This window comes from Tropicimonas sp. IMCC6043, assembly GCF_004146235.1.
GTDB lineage: Bacteria > Pseudomonadota > Alphaproteobacteria > Rhodobacterales > Rhodobacteraceae > Tropicimonas.
In genome coordinates, this window is sequence record NZ_SELO01000038.1 from 1 (window position 1) to 22742 (window position 22742).

A 22742-nucleotide genomic window follows, 5' to 3' on the forward strand; every position below is an offset into this window, starting at 1 on the left:
GCCGCTCGAACCTACGAACCGCTTTGGCAGGTCGTCGGACACGTCTGCAACCTCTTCACTGAAGAAGAATGCTACAACTTCTTCAAGGCCGCAGGCTATGAAACCGAATAGATTGGGAACGCTCTAGGACGCTCGCAGGGGGCCTATCCCGCAGCTGCCGTGGTCGGCTTTCTCACCGCCTTCCCGCGTCCAGAGCCGACTTCAAGAAGAACCGCGCTGCCGATCCCGCTGAGTGGCGTCAACTCAGTGCGGCACAGGGGACAAGCTCACTGACCATTCGAAGAGTTCGAATTGGTCTGCCACGTCTACTCTCACAATTTGGCAAAGACTTCGTCCAGACTCGGGCGTGGCTGGTTCCCGGGCTCAAGGTCAAGACTGGCGGCGATCCCATCGATATGCGTCTTAATCGCCATGTCCAGCTGCTCCGGGTCTGAACTCAGCAATGCGCTGACGATCTGTGCATGTTCCTCGTGCGAGCAATTGCTCTGATCGGGTTTTTCGTAGAGCTGCAGGATCAGGGACTCGCGCGCGATCAGGTCGGTCAGATAGCGGCTGAGAACAGAGTTATCCGAGAGACGAGCCAGAAGCAGGTGAAACTCACCTGACAAGGCAATCATGCGTTGCCGGTCTCGGGCGGCCTCCGCTGCCCTTTCTTTGTCGATATGCGACCTCAAGATGCGGGCCGACGCCGGAGTGATCCGTTTGGCGGCCTCGCGTGCGATCGCCCGTTCGATACAATGACGCGCGATGAACAGGTCGGCGGCGTCCTTCACGGTTGGTTGGGCCACCGAGGCGCCCCGATTGGGTTGATGATCGACCAGTCCATCGAAGGCCAACCTTGCGAGAACCTTGCGGATGGTGCCACGCGTGGTCTCGAAGATGCGGCAAAGCTCGACCTCGCGCAGACGTTGACCGGGCAAGAGGTGGCGATCGCCAATGGCGGCTCGGATGCGTTCATAGACTTCGGTTTCTGCCGCACTCAGGCGTGCCATTGCATCGACTCCGGGTGGAATTGCGCAAATCCTAGGCAGAGAGAGGCGGCAAGGCAATCCTCCGGCTCTATACGGAAATGGGGTGCGGAGCCGGATTATTTGATTGTTTTATTGAAGAAAGTTCTGGGTTCGCAAAGATCATTGGCAACATGGCGTGAATAATGTGCACAAAATAAATTTGAATTGTTAACAATCCTGTGCCCTCAATCTTTGAGAGCGCTCCCGGGTAACGTCTATGGATCAGCGGGCGTGCAAGGCTTTCAACGCTGCTCAAGGAGTATTCAAGCATGCCGCTATCCGCCCGCACATACACTCTCGCCCTCGTCGCCGGATTCATGACAACGGCAACCGCCGAGGCACAGTCCTTGCGCTGGTTGACGCAATCGCAGGAGAGCGCGGCCCAGTATCCCGCAGAAATCTCGGCCATCGAAGCTGCCGGAGCTGCTGGCTTCGAAGTATCGCGGAACGAGTTCCAGGTGCTGGGCGTGAATCTTGCCGACGCGCTGCGTCTGGTGGGGTCCGGGGCATTTGACCTCGCAACCGTGCAGGTGGGGAGCGCGGCCAAAGACGACCCCTTCCTTGAAGGGATCGACCTCATCGGTGTCTCGACCGACATGAACGATCTGAAGGAGGCCGTGGACGCCTATCGCGAGGCGTTCAACGCACGCCTTGGCGAGAAGTTTGGCACCAAGGCAATGGCAATCTGGCCGTTTGGCCCCCAGGTCTTCCTCTGCAATGCCGAGATGTCGTCGCTCGCCGACCTGGACGGTCTAAAGGTGCGCTCCTTCACCGCCTCAATGTCGACTCTTCTCGAGGAACTCGGCGCGACCCCGGTGACGCTGTCCTTCCCCGAGGTTTACCCTGCGCTTCAACGGGGCGTTGCGTCCTGTGGCGTGACCTCGCCGACCTCGTCGAATACGGGCAAATGGCCGGAAGTGACGACGCATCTCTATCCCCTTTCCGTGTCCGGGTCGGTACAGGCGCACATGGTAAACCTCGAATGGCTGAACGGTCTCGACGACGAAAAACGGACAGCGTTCGAAGCCGTGATGGCCGATCTGGAGGCGGCGCTCTGGGATCTGGCGATTGCGACGAACGGCACCGCGCAGTCCTGTTCCACGGGCGGAGAATGCCCGGACGGCATCTATACCTCGTACGATATGACCCTTGTCGAGGTGTCGGACGAAGACAAGGCGAGAGTAGGGGAAATCTCGGTCTCCAAAATCCTCCCCGAATGGGGCGCCCGCTGCGAGGCTTCCTATGAGGGATGCGTGGCCCTGTGGAACGAGACCGTCGGCGCCGCTCGCGGCCTGTCCATCTCGGTCGAGTGACCCGCAGATGACAAAGCTCCTTGGGCTTGCCTGGGGATTGGCCTTCGCGCTCGCTCTCATTGCGGGCGCGGCGGTCGCAACTCTCGCGGTTTTGATCTTCATCGACATCATCGGGCGCGACATCTTTGGCATCTCGATCCAGGGCACAGATGAACTGGGCGGGTATGTCCTTGCCTTCGTTGGATCTCTCGGCCTGTCCTTGACCCTGTTGAAGCGTGGTCATCCAAGGATCGATATCTTCTTGCGGATGTTTCCGAAGAGGCTGCGCGCCGCGCTCAACGTCTTGGCACAGGCGACAATCGCTGCGCTGGGGGTGTTCATGACGTGGCACGCCTGGGGCGAATTGTCCGAGACGATCCGCCTTGGCGCTATTACGAACACACCGCTCCAGACGCCGCTATGGGTGCCTCAGGCCGTGTGGGTGACAGGAACCGCGATCTTTGCGCTCGTCGCCTGCCTGACCACGGCGCACGGGCTTATTCTTCTGCGCACCAATCCTGACGCCGTTGAGGCGTTTTACGGACCTCCGACGGTCGACGAGGAAGTCGGCCATTACATCGACCAGTCCGAGGCAAGCGATCATGCTGGGAATTGAAGGCGCCGCGATCGGCTTTGCCCTGCTTCTTTTTCTGTTGTTTATCGGTCAGCACATCGCGACTGCCCTCTTCACGGTCGCACTGACCGGGGCGTGGCTGTTCTTTGGCGACGCCATGCTGCGGCCATTCGGAACGATGATGTGGGGCACGCTGAACAATTTCCTGCTGGTCGCCATCCCGCTTTTTGTCCTCATGGGCGAGATTCTCGTCCGCGGCGGCGTCACGGAGCGCATGTATCGTGCACTGGCCGACTGGACGAGGCCACTGCCCGGCGGCCTTCTGCACACAAATATCGCGGCCTCGACGGTTTTTGCCGCTATCTCCGGGTCATCGGTTGCCACCGCCGCGACCATCGGAACCGTCGCCTTTCCGACCTTCCGGCGTCAGAACTACGCCGAGTCATGGGTGGCAGGCAGCGTAGCCTCTGGTGCGACACTCGGTATCCTCATCCCGCCCTCGATCAACCTGATCATCTATGGCGCCATCACCAACACTTCGATCGGGGCGCTGTTCATCGCAGGAATCCTTCCAGGTATCCTTCTGGCAACGGCCTTCATGGCGGTGATTATTGTTGCTAGCTTGCTGAATCCGGCTGTCGCTGGGCGACCCGAGCGAATGGCCGCGTGGCCCGAGCGTCGGAAGCGGCTGGGCGACCTGCTGCCGCCTGTGGCGATCTTCGTTCTCGTGATGGGCTCGATCTACCTCGGCTTTGCCACGCCGACCGAAGCTGCGGGCGTCGGCGTCGTCGGCGCCCTGGTCCTAACGACCTGCTATCGGTCCCTTAAATGGTCCATGTTGCGCGAGGCCATGGTGTCGACCGTGACCACCACCGCCATGACGCTGCTGATCCTTGTGGCGGCGTTCTATCTGAACTTCATCCTCGGCGTTCTGGGCGTGCCCGCGCAGGTGTCTTCGTTCGTTTCTGAACTGGAGGTTGGTCCGGTCGCCATGCTCATGCTTCTGGTGGCTCTCTACCTGATCCTCGGCTGCTTTCTCGACGCACTGGCGATGATGATCGCGACAATCCCCATCGTTCTGCCGGTTGTGACACATCTGGGTTATGACAGCGTGTGGTTCGGAATCTTTCTGGTGATGATGTGTGAGCTTGCGCTGATCACGCCCCCCGTGGGCATGAACCTCTATGTCACGCAAAGCGTTCGTGGACGGGGGCAGGTTGGCACAGTCATAATTGGCGTGCTTCCGTTCCTTGCCTGCATTCTTGGGGTCGTCGCGCTAATCGCGATCTTCCCGGGTTTGCTGTAATGCATATCCTGATAATCAACCCGAATACGTCCGAACAGGTAACACAAGCCTTCGTGGTCGAAGCTCGCCGCGTGGCGCCGGAGGCGGTGCACATCTCGGGCGTGACGGGCGCATTCGGCGCGCGCATAGTTACGACCGAGGCCGAGAACCTTGTCGCCGCCCATGCCGCACTGGAACTTGCGGCAGAGCATTACGCGGATTTCGACGGTGTGATCCTAGCAATTTCCTTCGACACCGGCCTTCGTGCGCTGTCGGAATTGTTGCCGGTGCCGGTGGTCGGCATTACCGAGGCAGCCCTGGCAAAGGCAGGACTCGGCCAGGTCGGCGCGGTGATCTTCGGGGCCTCCAGCCTGCCGCTGTATCAACGCCTGTTGGCTGGCTACGGGCGCAAACCGGTCGCCTGGGAGGTGATCGACTTTTCCTCTCCCGCCGAATACCTGAACTCGGCTGCCCGCGATGACGTCGTCCTGTCCGCTATTGGAAGGCTCGCGGACGCTGGGGCGACGTCCGCTGTGATCCTTGGAGCCGCAATCGTCGGTATGGCCGATCGGCTTGCTCCACGCGCTGCGATCCCGGTCAGCGATGGGGCTGCGGCGGTGGATCTGTGCTGCGCACGGATCGCCGAGTGTGCTCCCCTTCCTCCAAGACCTGTCCCGATCGCAGAATGCTTTGGATTGTCGCCGGCCCTCGCCGCCTTGATTTCTGACGGACCCAAGAGATGACCTCTACGTTGTTCCGAAACGTCCATCTGCTGGATCTCGCTTCCGAAGACGGCATGACGTCGGCAACCGACCTTCTGGTCGCGGATGGGTGTATTGCCAAGACCGGTATTGCCTTGACCGTACCCGACGGCGCTCGGGTGATCGACGGGAAGGGCGATCTGCTGATGCCGGGCCTGATCAACGCGCATTTTCACTCTTCGGTGAACCACATGAAGGGGCGGCTACCCTGCCTGCCGCTGGAGCTTTTCATGCTCTATGAAAGCCCTGCGCTCGAAACGCTGCGCCCGACGCCGAGGCAGGCGTATCTGCGCACCATGCTCGGCTGCATTGAGATGCTCCGGAACGGGACGACGGCTGTTATGGACGATTGTTTCTTCGTGCCGGAACCCGCGCCAGAGATCATCGACGCGGTGGCGCAGGCCTATGCCGACAGCGGGATCCGGGCGACGCTTGCCCTGGATGAACCCGAACTGTCCGAGATCGAGAAACTGCCTTTCCTTGACGAGTTGGCGCCCGCGGATTTGCGCGATGGCTTGGCACGGAGACCGAAACTGGCGGCCCCCGATCTCCTGTCGCTCTACGATCACCTGATCGGGCGCTGGCACGGCGCCGAAGGCGGGCGGATTGGCGCGGCGGTCTCGTGCTCGGCGCCGCAGAGAGTCACGCCGGACTACTTCGCGGCGCTTGATGCATTGAGCCGCGATCACGATCTGCCGGTCTTCGCGCACATGCTGGAAACGAAATTGCAGCGCGTCCTGGGACACGAGAATTTCGGCGGGCGGTCGCTGGTGCGATACACGCATGACTTGGGCCTTCTGTCAGAGCGGATGCAGGTCATTCATGCGATCTGGGTGGACGGCGACGATCTGGACCTGATCGCCGAAACCGGGGCGAATGTGGCGCACAACCCGATCAGCAACCTGCGGCTTGGATCCGGAATCATGCCGCTGCGGGAGATGCTGGATCGGCATATCCCGGTCGCATTGGGCGTTGACGAAGCCATCGCCGATGATGCGGTAAACATGTGGTCCGTGATGAAGACCGCAGGGATGATTCACAGCCTTTCTGGGGACGATCCCGATCTCTGGCCCTCGGCACGCGAAATCCTGTACGCCGCGACAAGAGGCGGGTCGCATGCGATGCGCAGGCCCGGCCTTGGAACGTTGCAGCCGGGCGCGCCCGCAGATCTGACCCTTGTGGACCTGTCGTCGCTGGCCTTCCTGCCACTCAATGATCTTGTGCGGCAACTGGTCCATGTCGAAAACGGCAGTTCCGTGCGGCTGACCATGGTAGCGGGCCGCGTTGTGGCTGAGGCCGGACGGGTTACAACGGTGGATGAAGCGGCTTTGCTCGACGAGGCGCGCGAGGTCTTCGCAGAGATCGCCCCCAGCTTGCGCCGCGCCGCGAGCGAAGTCGCGGATTTGCTGCCGGTCTACCGCGCCATGCATGACCGTGCCGCCGCGCGCGACGTTGGAATTACACGCAAGCTCAAGAGAGGACTGGGATGACATTGCCGTGGGGCCACTCGGCTCTTCCGACCCGTCCGAAGGGGGTATGGCCCAACGGCGCGCGTGTCGCGCTATGGGTCGCCGTCGGGGTTGAAAGCTACAGGCCGGACGACGGCATGACCGAGGATATTCTGCCGCGCGGTGCACCTCCGGATCTGGTGAACGCGGCATGGCGCGACTACGGCAACCGGGTTGGGGCCTTCAGGCTGTTCGACCGACTGGCGGGAATCGGGATCCGGCCTGCCGTTCTGCTGAACACCAACCTTTATGAAGAGGCGCCGGAGGTTCTGACAGCCGCACGCGCCGCCGGGTCCGAGATCGTGGCGCATGGTCGGACGAACTCCGACAGCCTGCCTGCGATTGGCAGTGGGGCCGAGGCGGATTACGTCGCCGAGGTGCGCACCCGGATCGAGGCCGAGGAGGGGGCACCGCCTGGCGGCTGGTCCTCTCCCTGGCTCGCGCATACTCCAAGTTCGCTGGCCAGCCTTGCAGGTGCTGGCTATAGATATCTGCTGGACCTGCGTCTGGATGACCAACCGGTCTGGCTTCGCACTGGTACTGGCCGAATGCTGGCCATTCCGTATGCTGCTGAGTTGAACGACAGCACCTCGATGATCGGACGGCAGATGAATGCCCGAAGCTTTGCGGCGATGATACGGGACGAGGCCGCCGAATTGCTGGGGGCAAGTCATCCGGTCGTGATGAGCGTCGTACTGCACAGCTTTATCTCGGGCCAGCCCTGGCGCATGCGCCCCGTGGCCGAAGCGCTGGCCGAGGTGGCTGCCATGGACGGTGTCTGGTGCGCCACGCCGGCGGAGATTTTCGATGCCGTTCTGGCGAAACCGACGCTTGCCGTGGGGTGAAACATGAGACTCCTGTTTGCCAATCCCAACACCTCGAAAGCCATGGCAGAGATCATGGTGTCGGAAGCGCGAAGGATCGCGGCGCCGGGAACGCAGATCGATGTCTGTTCGGCGGCCTTTGGATCGGCTTACATCTCGACCCGGGGCGAGGCGGCAGTCGCCGGGCACGCGCTCTTGTCGACCATCGCGGAACATCTCGACGGCCATGATGCGGTAATCGTCGGGGCGTTCATCGTGCCCGCCGTCACCGCTGCAGCGAAAGAGATGTGCCCAGTGCCCCTGATCGCGACGGGCGAGGCGGGGCTGGCGGCGGCATCGCTTGTGGGCCAAGCCATTTCGGTCCTGTCCATAGGTGCGCCGTCTCGCCGTATGACCGAAGAGACCGTCGCCGCGACCGGACTGGCTGACCGCGTCGTCTCGATCCGTGATCTTGGCCTGACAGGGACCGAACTCACCGACGATCAGGCGCGCGCCGACACCATGGCAATCGACCTGGCGCAAGCGATGGTCGCCGACGACAGGGCCGACGTGATCGTGCTGGGGGCGGGGTCGATGGAAGGCATGGCGCGGCGCATCCAGCCCCATTTGCCGGTGCCTGTGGTCTCGCCGGTCGGCGCGGCGGTCTGCATGGCAGAGATGATTCACCGCCTCCGCCTGCCAAAGCCGGGCGCAGGCAGCTATGTCCGCCCGTCGCGTATCGATATGACCGGGCTGGACCCCGCGCTGACCCGGATGTTTCGCGGCGACTAGAGCGTTTCGATTTATCGTTGAAGCATCACGTATCGGCAATCGCGTTCGAGGCGAAGCCGAGAGGCAGCGACTGACGATTCAATGTTAAATCGATATGCTTCAGGTCTCTCTAGCGAGGTGGCGGGCCAGCGCTGCCGGCAGTCCGGTGGAAGGCTTACCCGGTGGACGCCGGTAGCTACCGCCAGAGGCACCCTGCGGGGAAAGGCGGGCCAGCGCCACGGCTTGCAAGACGGCGGCCTGCACCGGGTCGATCAGCACAGCATCGACATCTCCACGCAATTTCGGAGCAAGCCCGGCCAGCGGCGCGCCGGAAAGGATCAGCACATCCGCCCCACTCTCGACCGCATTGTGGCACTCCGCGATCAGCGGAGCGCGCAGGTCGGTGTCAATCTCGCCGATATTGCCCAGCGGGACATCCGGGGTGAAGGTTCCCGCGAAACGTGGCAACAATTCCGCCTGCCGCACCTGTTCATTGTACCAGGGCGCCATGCGGGGAGTGAAGGTGACGAACGCAAAACGCTGCCCCAGCATGCAGGCCGAGAGCATAGAAGCTTCGGTCATGCCGGTAATCGGCACGTCGAAGGCTTCGCGGGCAGCCAGAAGACCGGGATCCCCAAAAGCCCCGATCACCGCGGCATCAATCCCGCCGGCGTGGTGCGCCAGCGTGTCGAGAACGCCGACGCCGGCGCAATGCGCTTCGGCCCGGGACGAAATGTAGGGAAAACCTTCCTCGGCGGTCACGGAAATCAGATCTACGTCCGATGCCAGCACCCTGCGCGCCGCGACGTCCAGCTTGTCGGTCAGCACCTGCGAGGTGTTTGGATTTATCAACAGGATGCGCATCAATACCCCATGGCCCTCGGTAACGTCGTTACGACGCCGGGGAAAATCATGCACAGGAACAGCACCGCATACATGGCCGCAATGAAGGGCCAGCTTTCGCGGACGAGTTCCGTCATCCTCACTCCGGTAATTCCACAAACCACAAACAGGATCACGCCCACGGGCGGCGTCAGCATCCCGATTACGAGGTTCAGCACAAAGAGAAAGCCAAAATGCAGCGGATCGAGTCCGAATTGCATCGCGATCGGATGGAACAGAGGCACGAGCATGATGTTGGCGGCATTGGATTCAAGGAACATGCCCACCACCAGCATCATCAGCGCCACAAGCACCAGAAACATCATCGGACTATCGGTGATCTCCTTGATCGCCCCGGCCAGCTTGATCGGCAGCAGGTCGATAGTGAACAGGAACGTGACAGTCGAGGCGAAGGCGATCATGGCGCCGACCATCGCGGTGGTCTTGGCTGCGGTGAGCAACACGCCAGGCAGGTCCGAGACACGGAGCTTCCGGGTGATGAAGAAACCGATGAAGAGCGCGTAGCACACGCCGATTGCCGCCCCTTCCGTAGGCGTGAAGGCGCCGGCCACGATCCCGCCGATCACCACGATCGGCATCATGAAGACGATGACGGAGCGGCGGGTCTCGCGCAGGGCGTTGCGCAGGTTAAAGCCTTCGCCGACCAGCGGATAGTCGCGCCGCCACGAGATGAACCAGCAAAGCGCCATCAGCGACAGGAACAGGATCAGTCCCGGCACTACGCCGGCCATGAAGAGGCCCCCGACCGAAACGCTGGAACCGGCCATGAAGGCATAGACGATCATCGCCCCGGACGGCGGAATGATCGGCCCGAGATTGGCTGCGGCCGCCACGATGCCCGAGGAGAACCCCAGTCCGTATTGCTTTTTCAGCGAGGGCACGAGGGTCGAGGAGAGCGCCGAAGCATCGGCGACGGCCGCGCCCGAGACTGACGCAAGCCCCGCACCAGCGACGATGGACACCTGCGCCAGGCCGCCGCGCATTCGTCCGACAAAGGCGTTGGCGAAGTCCACGAGCCGGTCCATGATCCCGCCCTTCAGCATCAGCTCGCCCGCGATCATGAACAGAGGAATGGACATCAACGGGAATGAATTCACTGCATTCATCATCCGGCTCGCCATGATCGACGATTCGAACCCGGCCACCCATAGCCCCAGCATCGCGGCGCATCCCAAGGAAAAGGCCAGGGGCATTCCGAGTACCCCGAGGAAAAAGAAGCAGGCGATGACGGCAAAGCTCATGGCAGGGGCGTATCCGGATCGGCCGCCATGTAAAGCAGGTGCAGCGCCGAATGAAGCGCGCCCAAGATGACGGGGAAGAAGAAGACTGACGAAGTCACATTGATTGAGCCCAGGCGTTCGCTCCAGGTGGCGCCCGCGACCTGAAATGTTGCCCAGGTGACGATCAGCAGCATCACCCCTGCGAGGGAACTGGTAAAGCGTTTGACGAGGTGGCGCGGCAAGGTCGGAAGGCGATCAACGATCAGGTCGATACCGACATGGGTCCCGTCGCGGACGCCAAGCGGGATGCCGACGAAAATCGTTGTGACGAATGCGAGGCGCGAGACCTCATCTGCCCAGTCGAACGAAGCGTTGAATCCGTAGCGCATGACAACCTGCGCCGTGACAACTGTGACCATGATCGCGGCCGAGGCGATCACGACGAGCCGCGCGCCGGTATCGGCGCGCGCCAGGATCATTGGGATGATCGTCCTCATCGTCCCGTCAGTTCATCGTTTCGGTGTCAAGCAGCTCCACCAGCGCAGGGTCCAAACGGGCCTTGGTTTCGGCTGCAACACCGGCCACGCTTTCGCGAAGAGCTGCGGCGAATTCCGGGGACACCTCGGTGTAGGTCATGCCCATCTCGATAATCTTGTCGAGCGCGGCACCGTCCTGCTCTTCGGCCAGCTTGCGCTGTTCGGCAACTGCGGTGTCCATCGCCTCGGTGACCCAACCCTGCTGCTCGGCACCCAACCCGTCGAACCACGCCTTGTTGGCGACGACCGAGATGAAGTCGAAGAAATGGCCGGTATTGGACACGTATTCCTGCACTTCCGGATAGCCCGCCACCTGGATGATCGAGAAGGGGTTTTCCTGCCCGTCGATCACCTTTTGCTCCAGCGCCGAGTACAATTCGTTCACATCCATCGCCAACGGGTTGGCGCCGAGAGCGCGGAATGTGGCGAGATGGGTCTCATTCGGCTGCAAGCGGATCTTAAGCCCCTCAATGTCCCCGATCTTTTCGATCGGGCGCACGGAGTTGGTCAGCTGGCGAAAACCGAGCTCCATGTAGCCCAGGGACTTGATGTCTTCCGCGGCCAGCTTCTCGTCGAGCGCATCGCCGACCGGGCCGTCAACCACCTTGAACGCATCCTCGCGACTTTCGAACTGGAAGGGCAGACCGACGATCTCCAGCTCGGGAACGGTGCGGGTCAGATAGGCGGTGCCCACCCAGATAATTTCGACCGCGCCCAGCTTCACCGCCTGGACGTTCTCGGCCGCACCGCCAAGTTGGCGGGCGGGAAAAAGATTGACTTCGAATTCACCGCCGGAGAGTTCGACCAGCTTTTCTGCAAAGATCTCCATCGCGACGGAGGAGGAATGGTCGGTCGCGAAGTTGCCGGCTACGCGGATAGTCTCGGCCTGCGCAGCGGCGGACAGGGCCATCACGGATGTGGCGAGTGCGATAGTCTGGAGTTTCATTTCGTCGTCTCCTGTTTCTGGGAAGGGGATGATGAGGAACGGTTCGGGATATTGGAGGGAGGGGATCCGAAGGCGCTGTCGCACCGCGATTGGATCACCGACGCGATCTCGGCCAGCGTGGTCGTATGCTCTTCGAGCCTGGTGGCTTTGAGACGCTTTTCGAATATCTCGAAGAGCACGTTGCGATCGGGCACGCGGTGCAGTGCGATGATGAAGGGATGCCCGAAGCGTGCACGGTATGACGCGTTCAGTTCGCGGAGCCGGCGCGCCTCGGATTCCGGAAGATCGGTCAGGCCGAGCCGACCCTGCTCGGAGGCGCTTTCGGCGGTGATATAGCCCTCTCTGACCTCAGGCCCAGCAAGCTCAGGATGGACGTTGAATAGTGCCAGGCGCCGCTCTGGAGGCGCCGACAGGATCACCTCGACCAGAGCCTCGGCAACAGCCCCGTCGGAAGCAAAGGGACGCTGATCTACTGCGACCTCGGCCACCCAGGGCGAGCGCTCCACGAGAGGGATCAGGGTCAGAAGTGCTTGTTCACGCTGAGCAGAGTTCAGCGCGTTTATCGCGGTGTTCATAGTCATGTCCGTAGTCTTTGAGGTCACCCTAGCGATGTGGCGCATTGCAATCCATCACATAAAAGTCCACGTTTCATTCGAATAATTAGGATGCTTTTGACAATGTCGCTGTCTCTTGTGCCGCGAGTTCTGCGTTACGTCGAAGCCGTTGCGGAGCACGGCTCAATTCAGGCCACCTCGCGTGCTATCGGCATCTCGGCTTCAGCCATCGACCGCCAGATCAAGTTGCTGGAAGACCATTTGGATGTGCAGCTATTCGATCGTCAGAGCACCGGGATGGAGACAACCGTCGCCGGTGAGATGTTCATCGTGCTTGCTCGCCGGTGGCGGGCGGAAGAGAACACCATCCTTTCGGACGTGAAGAGGATGCAGGGGATTGACCTCGGTCTCGTGAGGCTCGCGACGATGGACAGCCTGGCTAACGGACCTCTGCCGCGTGCGTTGTCGGTCATCGCGCGTGATTTTCCGCGCGTTCAGATCGAGGTCGAAATCATGACGCCGGACCAGGCGGTCGCCGCCCTAAATGATGGAACTGCGGACCTGGCGCTTGGTTTCAACATCAAGGCCGCGCGGGATCTTCACCTGATGTGGACGGTGGATTTGCCGCTGGTCTGCGTCTGCGCGCCTGATCATCCGGTCGCCGACCTTGCATCCATCTCGGTCAAGGAGGTGCGGGGCTTTCCACTTGTGGTCCAGAGTCGTGCATTGGCAATCCGGCGGATGCTGGAAGCGCGTCACTCATGGCTTTTCACCAATGCGCAACCTCCTGTGGTTACGAACTCCCTGCAACTTCTCAAGCAGCTTGTCGCCGCCGGAACGCATCTCGCGCTGACGTCGCAGTTGGACGCGGCGTCAGAACTGGCAAACGGCAGGATGGTGGCCATTCCGATCTCGGACACGGAGATCCGCAGCCAGTCGATCAGCCTTGCGGTCAGCGTGAAACGCACGCTGCCGCGCATCTGCTCTACAGTGGCGGAGGTCCTGATACGCGAGATGTCGACCTGCGTGAACGAGATCACCGGCGCGTCCCGGTGACGCCGGCCCGGGCCGCGCTCTCTGCAAAGCCGTCAGTCCGGCGCAGTCGGTGATGGCCGGGCGAACAGGCGAAAGACGCTGCCCCAGCCCGTGACCCGCGACGGATCCAGCCCGACTTCACTCAGGCAATGTGCCGCCGTCAGGGCAACCGAGTCGAGAACGGGAACGCCGGTGGCTTCTTCGATCCGGGGCGCCGCGGGCGCGCCACGAAAGTTGGTGCAGACGATGGCAATGGCGTCTGGTTTAGCCCGGGCCACCTGTTCAGCCATCGCCCCTGCCTGTTCGGGCGGATAGGTGGCATAGCTGAAATTGCCCTTGTCATCCAACCGCATCTTGTCGACCACCTCGATGCCCCGCGCCGCGTAGTTGGCGATCATGCGTGCCTCGATATCGGCTGGATAGGGCGTGACGAGGCCAAGCCGGGTGACGCCCATCCTCTTGAAGAGCGCGTCATAGGCGAGCATCGTCGAGGTGGCCGGAATACCCGTGCGCTCGGTAATTGCGGCGCAAAGCGTTCGATCCCTCTCCAGCCCAAGCCAGCCCGCAGAGGTGCCATTCCAGGCAATCAGATGGGGTTCGGCTTCTGCGAGGCGATCCGCGGCCTCGAGGATCGGCTCGAGTGCGAACTGCGATTGCGAGGCCTCGGACAGGGAAATCTCCACCACCCGGAAACGTCCGAAATGAACCGACGCCTCGTCGCCGAATTGGGCGAACATCGCCGAGGTATAGGGTTCGAGCACCGTGTTGGAGGACGGTGTAAGCATGCCGACGCGCCGGCCGTCAAAGGCTTTGAAAGTCATGGTCTAGCTCCTGTCTTCGCGCGGGCCACATGCTGGCCCATCGCCGTTCCCACCGGGACTCCGCCCAGCATCACGGTCTGGCCGCGCAGGATGGTGCGGACCGGCCATCCGGTGACTTCGAACCCTTCCCAGGGCGTGTAATCGGACCCGTGGTGCAGGATGTCCTGCGTGATTGTCCGGGTCTGCGCGGGGTCCCAGAGAACGATGTCGGCATCCTTCCCTACGGCAATGGCCCCCTTGCGCTCCAGCCCGTAGATCCGCGCGTGGTTGGTGGCGGTCAGCGCGGCGAAAGCCTCGAGGCTGATCCGTCCCTTGCTCACGCCTTCCGAGAACAGGATCGGCAGCCTGGTCTCGACGCCCGGAATTCCGTTCGGGATGTTGCGGAAGGAAGCGCGCGCTCCCGGTGCGTCCTTGCCGGCCGGATCAGCGAAGCGGAAGGGGCAGTGGTCGGAGGAAAACACGTCGAAGGCGCCCTGTTCCAGCCCGGCCAAGATCGCGGCTTGCTCGTCCGTATCGCGCGGCGGCGGCGAGCAGACCCATTTGGCTCCCTCGAAGCCGGCGCGGTCCAGATCGTCGGCGGTCAGCGTGATGTATTGCGGGCAGGTCTCGGCAAAGACGCGTACGCCGCGCGCCCTCGCGCGTCGGATCTCGTCCAAGGCCGCACCGTTCGACACATGGACGATCATCACCGGCACATCGGCCACTTCGGCCAGCATCGCCGCACGATGCGTCGCTTCCCGCTCGACCGGAACAGGGCGGGTGCGCGCGTGGTGGACCGGCTGAATACGTCCATCGCGCTCGGCCTTCTCGCGCAGGAATTCTATGGCGTCCTCGTTCTCGGCGTGGACCATGGTCAGTGCGCCCTGTTCGCGCGCTACGTCCATGACCTGGAGGATCTCGGCATCGGTCAGACGCATGCCCTCGTAAGTCATAAAGACCTTGAAGCTGGTCATGCCTTTCGCAATCAGTGCCGGAAGATCCTGCCCGAGCGTCACTGGATCGGCGGATTTGACGATCAGGTGGAACGACACGTCCGTCATGCACTTCCCGTCGGCCTTTGCCAGGTATGCCGCGACCGCCTCGCGCAGGGTCTTACCGTCCTCGGGCAGACAGAAGGGCATCACCGTCGTGTTTCCGCCGCAGGCCGCTGCCCGCGTGGCCGAAGCGAAATCGTCGGCCATCTCGATCCCCGGGCCGGAGGGTTGCGATATGTGAACATGACTGTCGATACCGCCGGGCATGGCGATCAAGCCACGGGCGTCGATGACCTCGGCGCCCGTCAGTCCGATGCCCAGTGCTGTGATCTGGCCTTGGGAAATGCCGATGTCGCACGATGAGACCGCGCCTGACGTGACAACCTGCGCGTTTTGAACGACTAGGTCATGAAACATTGGAACAGCCTTTTGGAGGGGAGGTAAGGAAAGCCAAGGTCATGTATTCTCGGCATTTCCGATCGATGGCACGCGATGATCTGAATGCGCTTGGCGTGCCGGGATGAAGTGGTCGAGTCGATGATGCGCCCAGATGGTCTGGACTTCACACGGTCTATGGTCGCGCTATTCCTCCGCCCAAGCGGCCTGTTGGATCTCGTCACCGAAAAGGAGATCATGGAAACGGCTGAATATGTCCATCACAATCATAAGGCTGTACCAGGAACTTGCCGGGCGGCTCGACGCTCGCTGCAAATCCATCGGCGGGGTCAGGGGGGCCAGGCTTGCGGTTAACCTGCGTCGACGGATGACGAAACGCGGCCTTGTTGCACAAATCGAGATCTGACCGCGGCCGCCCTTTCCCCGGGCGGACTGTTCCTGCGGTCTCTGTGACAGGTGTGCCAAGCTCGGTGTAGCCGTTCAGGATTGCGATACGGACCTGCAGCTCTGCAACGTGTCATTCGAAATCACGCGCCATCAGGGCGTGGGCAAGCCGCTTGATACAATTCATCTTTGACTCGACCCGGCTTTGGCGGTGATGGCTGCTCCGTCGCCGCCAGAGGGCTCGGCCCGGGTCCTTCGATGCCGGCAGAGCCGCGTTGCGTGCAATCGCTCCCGGGAAGTAATTCGCCGACGAATGGCGGCGGCGTTTCGCGCTGCCGTGCTGACGCGCGACCCACTCACCTTCGCCCCCGGTCTTGATGCCGGTGCGGTCGATCAGGAGGCTCGGCGAAACCGTGCCACCCCGGAACGGGATGCTCACGTTCAGCTTCTGTTGGCGGCGCCTCAGGGTGCTAACGCCCGGCACTGTCCAAGCCAACCCCTCCAACCGCAGCAGGCTCTCGACGGATCCGGTCGTCTGCCCCAGCGGCATACGAAACGGTACCTTCAAAGTAAGGCAGGTCTGGACCGCAGCATCGCTGAAATCCGGCTGCCGGCCACGCTTGCCAGTGGGCGGTAGTCGCCATTTCATCTCGGGATCGAACCAGACCCTCATCGGTCCACGCCGTTTCAACGCCTCATTGTAAGCCGCTCAGTTCGTGGTCTTGCACTTCGTCGGGGGCCAACTGCTCCTGACTCCCAGTTATCTCACTGGATTGATTCAGTGAATCCAAAACCGACTTTTTCAACAAGGCAGCCCGACGTCGCTCCACCGGTCGTTTCGTCATTCTGCCGCGATTGCAAGTTCGATGATTGTGTCCTGTTTCATTGGTTCCGTGTGCTTCCGCGGTACGCGGTACCACAGAGCGTACAGAGCCGGCAGGAAAAACAGGGTCAGCAGGGTCGCCACCAGAAGACCGCCCATGATGACCATGGCCATCGGCCCCCAGAAGACGGAACGAGACAAAGGGATCATCGCGAGGATTGCGGCCAGCGCTGTCAGCACCACCGGCCGCGCACGGTGAACTGTCGCCTCGACAATCGCGCTGCGCCGGTCACGACCGCTCCGAACCTCAGCCTCGATCTGGTCGACCAGGATCACCGAGTTGCGCATGATCATCCCCGCCAACGCGATCTGGCCGAGAAGGGCCACGAAGCCGAAGGGCGCACTGAAGAGGTTCAGCGCCAGAGATGCCCCGATGAGTCCCAAAGGCGCCGTGATCAGGACGATCGCCAACCGCGAGAAGCTTTGCAGTTGTATCATCAGGATCGTCAGCGTTGCCGTCAGCATGATCGGGAACATTGCAAAGATCGACCCGTTGCCTTTCTCGCTCTCCTCGATCGTGCCCCCTGTCTCGATGCGGTAGCCGGCCGGAAGGGCCTCCTTGATCGGCTCGAGCAGCGACAGGATCTGGCTTGAGACCTGCGGGGCTTGAACACCGTCAACGATGTCGGCGCGAACGGAAATCACAAGATCCCGGTTGCGACGCCACAGGATCGGCTCTTCGAACGAGGGTTCGATTCGGGCGACCTGCGAGAGCGGAACCGGCACACCGTTGCGGCTCACAACCGTCAGGTTGCCGAGACCGCTGGCATCCAGACGTTCGCTGGCCACGGCGCGGGCAACGACCGTCACGATGTCATTGCCATCGCGCATCTGGGTCACGTCCAGGCCGTTGACGAGCGTCTGCAGTCTTTCGGCCACGTCTTGCGGTGCCAACCCCAGGGCGCGTGCGCGGTCCTGGTCGATGACCAGACGGATCGCAGGCGTCATCTCGTTCCACTGGAGGTGTGCGTCCCGCACATCCGGGTTCGTCTGCATCACGTCACGCACCTGCGTCGCAATCCGGCGCACCTCGGTTGCGTCGTCGCCGATCACGCGGAACTGGACAGGATGCCCGACCGGCGGGCCGAAGTTGAAGCGGGACACGCGAACGCGCGCGCCGGACAGGGCACCATCGGCGATCGCGGCCTCAAGGCGTGTCTTGATCCGTTCGCGCGCTTCGGTGTCCTTCGACAGGATCACCGTTTCGGCAAATGCCGGGTTCGGAAGCTCGGGATTCAGCGCGATCCAGAAGCGAACGCTTCCCCGGCCGATATAGCTCGTCGCGTGGATGACATCGGGATCCTCGGCCAGTAGCTCTTCCGCCTCCTCGACCATGTTCGTGGTGGCCGTGATCGAGGACCCTTCCGGCAGGCGCATCTGCAGGAACAGTTCCGGTCGCTCGGAGAGCGGAAAGAACTGCTGCTGAACGTTGGTGAATCCGAGTATGGCGGCAACGAACAGCCCTGCGGTTGCGGCCACCACCTTGATCCGATGCCGGACACTCGCGTCGATCGCCGCACGGAGGGCACGATAGACCCGGCCCTGGTAGGGCGTTCCGTTGCCATGGCCCTCGGCCACCTTCGGCAGGAACTTCATCCCGAGATATGGCGTGAAGATCACCGCGACGAACCAGGAAACGATCAGCGAAATCGCCACGACCCAGAAGATGCCGCCGGAATACTCGGCAACGGCAGAGCGCGCGAAGGCAACCGGGATAAATCCCGCAGCCGTTACAAGTGTTCCGGTCAGCATCGGGAAGGCGGTAATATCCCAGGCGGCGGCAGCCGCTTCCGCGCGGCTCCAGCCCTGTTCCATCTTCACCATCATCATCTCGATGGCGATGATCGCATCGTCGACCAGCAGGCCCAGGGCGATGATCAACGCGCCAAGGGTGATCCGGTTCAGGTCAATTCCCATGACAGCCATCACCAGGAAAACGATCGCCAGCACCAACGGCACCGACAGCGCCACGATCAGTCCGGTTCGCAGTCCGAGCGAGAGGAAGGAAACCAGCAGCACGATACCCAACGCCTCGGCAAACGCCTTCACGAATTCGGCGATGGAATGCTCGACAACCTCTGGTTGATCGGCGATCTGCTCGACATTCAGCCCGACCGGCAGACCTTCGCGGATTTCGGCCATTTCCGCATCGAGTGCCTCGCCAAGCGCGATAATGTTGCCGTTCTCCACCATCGACACGCCGATCCCGATGGCCGGCAATCCGTTCTGGCGCAGCAAGCTGCGCGGCGGATCGATGAACCCGCGCCGAACGGTGGCAATATCGCCCAGCCGGAAAACCCGCTCGCCCGCGGCGACGGGCACCGCCTCGATCGCCGCGACGCCATTGAGCGCGCCGGTCATGCGCACCGGAATCGCGCTGGCATCGGTCTCGAACTGGCCCGCGGGCGTCAGCGCGTTCTGCCGTGCGAGGCTGTCGAAAATGGCGCGCGGTTCGATGCCCAGCGTCGCAAGCTTCACGTGGCTGAATTCTACGAAGATGCGTTCGGGCTGGGTGCCGATCAACTCGACCTTGCGGGCGTCCTGCACGCGCAGCAAGCGCTGACGGATATCTTCGCCGGCATCCTTGAGTTGGCCGATATCCAACCCGTCGGCGGTCAGCATGTAGACCACGGAATAAACGTCGCCATACTCATCGTTGACTTGCGGCCCAATTACGCCATGCGGCAGGCTTGGGCCGAGGTCGGCGAGCTTCTTGCGAACTTCGTAGAACAGATCCGGCACGTCCGCAGGCCGCGTATCGTCTCGAAACACGACATTCGCCGCCATGAATCCGGAGGTGGTGTAGGTCTCAACCCTGTCGAGATTCTGCAGTTCCTGAAGCTTCTTCTCGATTGGATCGGCAACCTGGTCGCGCATTTCTGCGGCAGTCGCGCCGGGCCATTGGGCCGACACGATCGCCACCTTGATGGTGAAATCGGGGTCTTCCGCGCGCCCGAGGCGCAGGTAGGACAGCGTGCCAGCCAGTGCCAGAATGATGATCAGGAACAACACGAGGGCAGGGTGGGCGACGGCGAAGCGGGAAAGGTTGAAGTCCTTCATGATTGTTCTCCCGTGAGGACGGGCCGAACCGGCTCGCCGTCCGTAAGCTTGTGTGCGCCAAGCACGACGACCTTCTCGTTCTCGCTCAGACCGTCGCTGATCCGCACGGTGTCAGCGCCAAAACCGGCGACCGTGACGTCGCGCGATTCAATCCGTTCGTTCGGGCCGACAACCCAGACACTCGCTCCGCCATCCCCGTAATTCAGTGCCGCTAATGGCAATTCGGCACGGCGAGCCTGTCCGTCTCTGCTCAACCACACCGTGGCGCTCATTCCCAACGCCGCGGAGCCCGTGGGGTCTTCAAGGCGAAAGCGGGCCTGAAACGTTCTGGTGACCGGGTCCGCGACCGGCGACAGTTCGGTCAGAACCGCGGTGAGGCGTTTTTCCGGGCTGGACCATAATTCAACCGTTGCGTCGGCATCGCGAGAGTCGGAGAGCAGCGCTTCCGGAATGGCAATCACAGCCTCGCGCTCGCCGTCATTCGCAGCTTCCACGATGGGCTGCCCAGCAGCGACGACTTGCCCGACTTCGACGAACTCGCGGGTGACTACGCCATCTTCGGCGGCGCGAAGGGTGGCGTATCCGATCTGGTTCCTTGCCAGTTGCACGTTGCGTTCTGCTCTCAGCAGGCGCGAACGGGCTTCTTCGGTCGCCGCCGTGCCGAGATCCGTGGCTCTGTCGGTCGCCCAGCCGCCGGATTTCAGGGACTCGATCCGAGTCAGGTTCTCCGTTTCCGTCGCGAGCGCGATCCGAGCCGCCGACAGCTCTGCCTCGGCGGACTCGAGCTGCAATTGGAAATCGGTGTCGTCCAATTTGCCGATCACGTCTCCGGCGGCGATCCTGTCGCCAACGCTAACCATTTTCGCTCCCACCTTGCCGGCGACGCGAAAGGCGAGCTGCGATTCCGTCTTCGCTGCAATCGTGGCGGGAAAGCTCCGGACTGAGCTGCCGCGGGACATCTGGACTGCGGTGACGAGCACCGTTCTGGCAACGGGCTGAATTGCTTCCTGTTGCGGCACCGCTGCACGGGCACCGGTCCGTGAGAGGTGCTCTGGAAGAAGAACTGCGGATCCGGCGGCCAGGCCGAATCCTGCAATGGTCGAGGCGATCAAAACTCCGGGTCGCATGGGGGGCTCCTTTGTGACTTTCGAAGAATGTGAGCTAATTAATGACGAATGTCAAAAAACGTCATGTAACAATTGTAACACGTCAAACGGTAGACGTCGCGTTGACACCGCACTATGTTTGTAGAAACGAAGGAAGAAACATGACCGAGCATGATATCGAGACATCAGGCCCACCCGCAACAGGCCGGCCGGGGATGCGTGCCGGTGCTGCCAGATCGGCGGACACCGACGCAATGCACGACCGAATCGTGGAGAAGGCTGAGCAACTGGTCCGGCAATTCGGCTTCCAGAAGACCACCGTTGCCGACATCGCCGCCGAACTCGACATGTCGCCGGCCAATGTCTATCGCTTTTTCTCTTCCAAGGCGGCGATCTGTGAGGACGTGGCGCGCAAGCTTGCAGCCGACGTTCGCGAGAAAATGCGCGAAGCGGCGGATGATCCTTCGTTGGGTGCCCGCGAGCGGTTACGTCGACTGGTCCTTGCCAATCACCACGAGATCGTGAACCGCTGCATCGCTGACAAGCGGACCCACGCAATGGTCCATGCCGCGGTCGAGAACAACTGGAGCGTCGTGCAGGAGCACCAGGAAAGCATCCGCCAGATGATCGCCGAGATCATTTCGGACGGGATCGACGCCGGAGAGTTCAGCGTGTCCGATCCGGAGGCCGCCTCGCATTGTTTCCAGGCAGCCCTTATCTCGGCATGCCATCCCGTTATCGTCGAGGGCCGGTTGAGGGCCGGAGAAGACATCCAGCCTACCCTCGATCCCTTGCTCGATTTTGCCCTTCGGGGTCTGGGGTCGCGGGAACCTTCCGGCGGCTGAGACGGACCCCAAACGCGAATGACAGGTGTCTTTCATTGGGCCAATGGCCTGGGCGATTGTTTTGCGGATACTGCGCGCAAAGAAATTATGTTTCCGGCGAATGCGTTTAGATGTTCGAGGAAGTTGCGACGATCACGACGGTCCGATCATCGAAGAACTCGGCCTCGGTCGATCCCTTGACCGTCGCGAATGGTCCGATGCGATGGAAGTCCTCTGCCTCCGCTCGGGCGAAGGCAGCTTCCCAAGCGGCGGCTGTGGGTGCATCGGGCAGCGCGGCGTAGCCGTCCGAATAAAGCTCAATGCTCGAGACCTCCGACTTGGGCCTCGTGAAATCCAGTAGCTCGGTCAGCGCCGAGTCGGTGCCGTTGAGGGTCTCGAAACAAAGCGGATTGCCACGGCTGTTGCCGAACTGGTGCTGAATCTGAATCCCGCCGGACAGGAACCTGTCGACGAGTTCGATCTGCGGGGCCAGCCCGGCAGCGCGAGCGGTGGCCTCGATGATCTCATTTGCCTCGGCGACCGACAGAAGGCCGCGTTCCACCGCTTGGTCGAAGCCCAGGAGGATGGTGGCGCGGGCCGACATCTCGACCTCATCGCCCAAGCCAAACCGGCTGCTGAGAAGCTTGAAGACGGCGACGCGCGCGATTGTCGCGACGGTGTCGATCAGCTTCTCGGAGCGGAACGCCTCGGTCGCATTGATCCTGAGGCCGCTGTCCCCGAGGAGCAACAACCGCCAGTCTTCCCCGCAATCGAGTGCGATGGCGGCCGTGGTCGAGGGCGGAATGAACAGGTCCAAGCCGTCGCTCGCGCGACGCAGAGCGGAGGCGAGGTGCTCGATGATCTCGCGTCCCGGCATTCCTGACACTTTCGCTTCCTGCGCCAGCGCGGCCATCGCCGAGGCGGCGGCCAGAGCCGCAAGGCGCCCTGCGGCAATCCCGTCGACGCGCGTGCCACGCGGATCGGTCGCACCGTCGAAGACACCGTAGACCAGCCCCGGCACCACCAGTGGCACGTCGTCTCCCGGATCGGAGCCATCACGGAATTTCGAGCGGTTGAAGACTTCGATGCGCATCAG

At 62.1% G+C, this 22742-nt stretch carries 21 protein-coding genes and 1 pseudogene; 9 read left to right on the forward strand and 13 right to left on the reverse strand.

Annotated features, from left to right (window positions below):
- Window positions 1–311 precede the first annotated feature (311 nt).
- Together EU800_RS21250 and EU800_RS21255 are read right to left on the reverse strand one after the other, a co-directional pair.
- On the reverse strand, window positions 312–992 hold the full coding sequence (locus EU800_RS21250; protein WP_129635522.1) for a GntR family transcriptional regulator: 681 nt from the start codon (window positions 990–992) through the stop codon (window positions 312–314).
- A 67-nt stretch (window positions 993–1059) separates the two neighbouring features.
- A complete protein-coding gene (locus tag EU800_RS21255; protein WP_129635524.1) occupies window positions 1060–1281 on the reverse strand; it encodes a hypothetical protein in 222 nt (73 codons plus the stop codon).
- Between EU800_RS21255 and EU800_RS21260 the strand changes: the two genes are divergently transcribed.
- The 7 genes from EU800_RS21260 (at window position 1280) to EU800_RS21290 (ending at window position 8025) form a co-directional block, all read left to right on the forward strand.
- On the forward strand, window positions 1280–2323 hold the full coding sequence (locus tag EU800_RS21260) for a TRAP transporter substrate-binding protein (RefSeq protein WP_129635526.1): 1044 nt from the start codon (window positions 1280–1282) through the stop codon (window positions 2321–2323). The genes EU800_RS21255 and EU800_RS21260 overlap by 2 nt on opposite strands.
- 37 nt (window positions 2324–2360) lie before the next feature.
- Window positions 2361–2918, forward strand: a complete 558-nt coding sequence (locus EU800_RS21265; RefSeq protein WP_242500666.1) for a TRAP transporter small permease — start codon at window positions 2361–2363, stop codon at window positions 2916–2918.
- Complete coding sequence (locus tag EU800_RS21270; protein WP_129635530.1) at window positions 2905–4182, forward strand: TRAP transporter large permease; 1278 nt, start codon at window positions 2905–2907, stop codon at window positions 4180–4182. The genes EU800_RS21265 and EU800_RS21270 overlap by 14 nt, the downstream gene beginning before the upstream one ends.
- Window positions 4182–4904, forward strand: coding sequence for an aspartate/glutamate racemase family protein (locus tag EU800_RS21275; RefSeq protein ID WP_207209957.1), 723 nt, complete (start codon window positions 4182–4184; stop codon window positions 4902–4904). The genes EU800_RS21270 and EU800_RS21275 overlap by 1 nt, the downstream gene beginning before the upstream one ends.
- Window positions 4901–6412, forward strand: coding sequence for an amidohydrolase family protein (locus EU800_RS21280; protein ID WP_129635534.1), 1512 nt, complete (start codon window positions 4901–4903; stop codon window positions 6410–6412). The genes EU800_RS21275 and EU800_RS21280 overlap by 4 nt, the downstream gene beginning before the upstream one ends.
- Before the next feature lie 116 nt (window positions 6413–6528).
- Window positions 6529–7275 carry a polysaccharide deacetylase gene (locus EU800_RS21285; RefSeq protein ID WP_242500667.1) on the forward strand — a complete coding sequence of 249 codons (747 nt, stop codon included), beginning with the start codon at window positions 6529–6531 and terminating at the stop codon, window positions 7273–7275.
- Between the two features lie 3 nt (window positions 7276–7278).
- Window positions 7279–8025, forward strand: a complete 747-nt coding sequence (locus EU800_RS21290) for an aspartate/glutamate racemase family protein (protein WP_129635538.1) — start codon at window positions 7279–7281, stop codon at window positions 8023–8025.
- 99 nt (window positions 8026–8124) lie between these two features.
- Here EU800_RS21290 and EU800_RS21295 read toward each other — a convergent pair whose 3' ends face one another.
- The 5 genes from EU800_RS21295 to uraD are packed head-to-tail and all read right to left on the reverse strand — an operon-like array spanning window position 8125 to window position 12184.
- Window positions 8125–8868: an aspartate/glutamate racemase family protein gene (locus tag EU800_RS21295; protein WP_129635540.1), complete on the reverse strand. Its 744-nt coding sequence runs from the start codon at window positions 8866–8868 to the stop codon at window positions 8125–8127.
- Complete coding sequence (locus EU800_RS21300) at window positions 8868–10148, reverse strand: TRAP transporter large permease (protein WP_129635542.1); 1281 nt, start codon at window positions 10146–10148, stop codon at window positions 8868–8870. The genes EU800_RS21295 and EU800_RS21300 overlap by 1 nt, the downstream gene beginning before the upstream one ends.
- Complete coding sequence (locus EU800_RS21305) at window positions 10145–10606, reverse strand: TRAP transporter small permease (protein WP_165354785.1); 462 nt, start codon at window positions 10604–10606, stop codon at window positions 10145–10147. The genes EU800_RS21300 and EU800_RS21305 overlap by 4 nt, the downstream gene beginning before the upstream one ends.
- 25 nt (window positions 10607–10631) lie before the next feature.
- Window positions 10632–11609: a TRAP transporter substrate-binding protein gene (locus EU800_RS21310; protein ID WP_129635546.1), complete on the reverse strand. Its 978-nt coding sequence runs from the start codon at window positions 11607–11609 to the stop codon at window positions 10632–10634.
- Window positions 11606–12184 (reverse strand): 2-oxo-4-hydroxy-4-carboxy-5-ureidoimidazoline decarboxylase, encoded by a 579-nt coding sequence (uraD, locus tag EU800_RS21315; protein ID WP_165354786.1) that lies wholly within the window; start codon window positions 12182–12184, stop codon window positions 11606–11608. The genes EU800_RS21310 and uraD overlap by 4 nt, the downstream gene beginning before the upstream one ends.
- A gap of 102 nt (window positions 12185–12286) precedes the next feature.
- On the opposite strand from uraD, the gene EU800_RS21320 reads away from it, so the two are divergent.
- On the forward strand, window positions 12287–13219 hold the full coding sequence (locus EU800_RS21320) for a LysR family transcriptional regulator (RefSeq protein ID WP_165354787.1): 933 nt from the start codon (window positions 12287–12289) through the stop codon (window positions 13217–13219).
- A 32-nt stretch (window positions 13220–13251) separates the two neighbouring features.
- Here EU800_RS21320 and EU800_RS21325 read toward each other — a convergent pair whose 3' ends face one another.
- The 5 genes and pseudogenes from EU800_RS21325 to EU800_RS21345 all read right to left on the reverse strand — a co-directional run bounded on the left by EU800_RS21325 (window position 13252) and on the right by EU800_RS21345 (window position 20843).
- Window positions 13252–14019: an aspartate/glutamate racemase family protein gene (locus EU800_RS21325; RefSeq protein WP_129635550.1), complete on the reverse strand. Its 768-nt coding sequence runs from the start codon at window positions 14017–14019 to the stop codon at window positions 13252–13254.
- The gene (gene hydA, locus EU800_RS21330) at window positions 14016–15410 is read right to left on the reverse strand and encodes a dihydropyrimidinase (RefSeq protein WP_129635551.1); all 1395 of its coding nucleotides are present in this window, start codon (window positions 15408–15410) and stop codon (window positions 14016–14018) included. Before hydA ends, EU800_RS21325 begins: the two co-directional genes overlap by 4 nt.
- 415 nt (window positions 15411–15825) lie before the next feature.
- A pseudogene (locus tag EU800_RS21335) lies at window positions 15826–16464 on the reverse strand (transposase); the annotation flags it as partial.
- 150 nt (window positions 16465–16614) lie between these two features.
- Entirely contained in the window at window positions 16615–19716 is a 3102-nt protein-coding gene (locus tag EU800_RS21340; RefSeq protein ID WP_129635552.1) for an efflux RND transporter permease subunit, read from the reverse strand.
- Window positions 19713–20843, reverse strand: coding sequence for an efflux RND transporter periplasmic adaptor subunit (locus EU800_RS21345; RefSeq protein ID WP_129635553.1), 1131 nt, complete (start codon window positions 20841–20843; stop codon window positions 19713–19715). Before EU800_RS21345 ends, EU800_RS21340 begins: the two co-directional genes overlap by 4 nt.
- 41 nt (window positions 20844–20884) lie before the next feature.
- On the opposite strand from EU800_RS21345, the gene EU800_RS21350 reads away from it, so the two are divergent.
- On the forward strand, window positions 20885–21667 hold the full coding sequence (locus tag EU800_RS21350) for a TetR/AcrR family transcriptional regulator (RefSeq protein ID WP_129635554.1): 783 nt from the start codon (window positions 20885–20887) through the stop codon (window positions 21665–21667).
- A 106-nt stretch (window positions 21668–21773) separates the two neighbouring features.
- Here EU800_RS21350 and EU800_RS21355 read toward each other — a convergent pair whose 3' ends face one another.
- Complete coding sequence (locus tag EU800_RS21355; protein WP_129635555.1) at window positions 21774–22739, reverse strand: hypothetical protein; 966 nt, start codon at window positions 22737–22739, stop codon at window positions 21774–21776.
- Between the last annotated feature and the right edge of the window lie 3 nt (window positions 22740–22742).

Excerpts from the sequence above, each read along its gene's own strand:
- EU800_RS21250 (WP_129635522.1), bottom strand. The coding sequence starts at position 992 with ATGGCACGCCTGAGTGCGGCAGAAACCGAAGTCTATGAACGCATCCGA.
- EU800_RS21260 (WP_129635526.1), top strand. The coding sequence starts at position 1,280 with ATGCCGCTATCCGCCCGCACATACACTCTCGCCCTCGTCGCCGGATTC.
- EU800_RS21255 (WP_129635524.1), bottom strand. The coding sequence starts at position 1,281 with ATGCTTGAATACTCCTTGAGCAGCGTTGAAAGCCTTGCACGCCCGCTG.
- EU800_RS21270 (WP_129635530.1), top strand. The coding sequence starts at position 2,905 with ATGCTGGGAATTGAAGGCGCCGCGATCGGCTTTGCCCTGCTTCTTTTT.
- EU800_RS21275 (WP_207209957.1), top strand. The coding sequence starts at position 4,182 with ATGCATATCCTGATAATCAACCCGAATACGTCCGAACAGGTAACACAA.
- EU800_RS21280 (WP_129635534.1), top strand. The coding sequence starts at position 4,901 with ATGACCTCTACGTTGTTCCGAAACGTCCATCTGCTGGATCTCGCTTCC.
- EU800_RS21285 (WP_242500667.1), top strand. The coding sequence starts at position 6,529 with ATGACCGAGGATATTCTGCCGCGCGGTGCACCTCCGGATCTGGTGAAC.
- EU800_RS21290 (WP_129635538.1), top strand. The coding sequence starts at position 7,279 with ATGAGACTCCTGTTTGCCAATCCCAACACCTCGAAAGCCATGGCAGAG.
- EU800_RS21295 (WP_129635540.1), bottom strand. The coding sequence starts at position 8,868 with ATGCGCATCCTGTTGATAAATCCAAACACCTCGCAGGTGCTGACCGAC.
- EU800_RS21300 (WP_129635542.1), bottom strand. The coding sequence starts at position 10,148 with ATGAGCTTTGCCGTCATCGCCTGCTTCTTTTTCCTCGGGGTACTCGGA.
- EU800_RS21305 (WP_165354785.1), bottom strand. The coding sequence starts at position 10,606 with ATGATCCTGGCGCGCGCCGATACCGGCGCGCGGCTCGTCGTGATCGCC.
- EU800_RS21310 (WP_129635546.1), bottom strand. The coding sequence starts at position 11,609 with ATGAAACTCCAGACTATCGCACTCGCCACATCCGTGATGGCCCTGTCC.
- uraD (WP_165354786.1), bottom strand. The coding sequence starts at position 12,184 with ATGAACACCGCGATAAACGCGCTGAACTCTGCTCAGCGTGAACAAGCA.
- EU800_RS21320 (WP_165354787.1), top strand. The coding sequence starts at position 12,287 with ATGTCGCTGTCTCTTGTGCCGCGAGTTCTGCGTTACGTCGAAGCCGTT.
- EU800_RS21325 (WP_129635550.1), bottom strand. The coding sequence starts at position 14,019 with ATGACTTTCAAAGCCTTTGACGGCCGGCGCGTCGGCATGCTTACACCG.
- hydA (WP_129635551.1), bottom strand. The coding sequence starts at position 15,410 with ATGTTTCATGACCTAGTCGTTCAAAACGCGCAGGTTGTCACGTCAGGC.
- EU800_RS21340 (WP_129635552.1), bottom strand. The coding sequence starts at position 19,716 with ATGAAGGACTTCAACCTTTCCCGCTTCGCCGTCGCCCACCCTGCCCTC.
- EU800_RS21345 (WP_129635553.1), bottom strand. The coding sequence starts at position 20,843 with ATGCGACCCGGAGTTTTGATCGCCTCGACCATTGCAGGATTCGGCCTG.
- EU800_RS21350 (WP_129635554.1), top strand. The coding sequence starts at position 20,885 with ATGACGAATGTCAAAAAACGTCATGTAACAATTGTAACACGTCAAACG.
- EU800_RS21355 (WP_129635555.1), bottom strand. The coding sequence starts at position 22,739 with ATGCGCATCGAAGTCTTCAACCGCTCGAAATTCCGTGATGGCTCCGAT.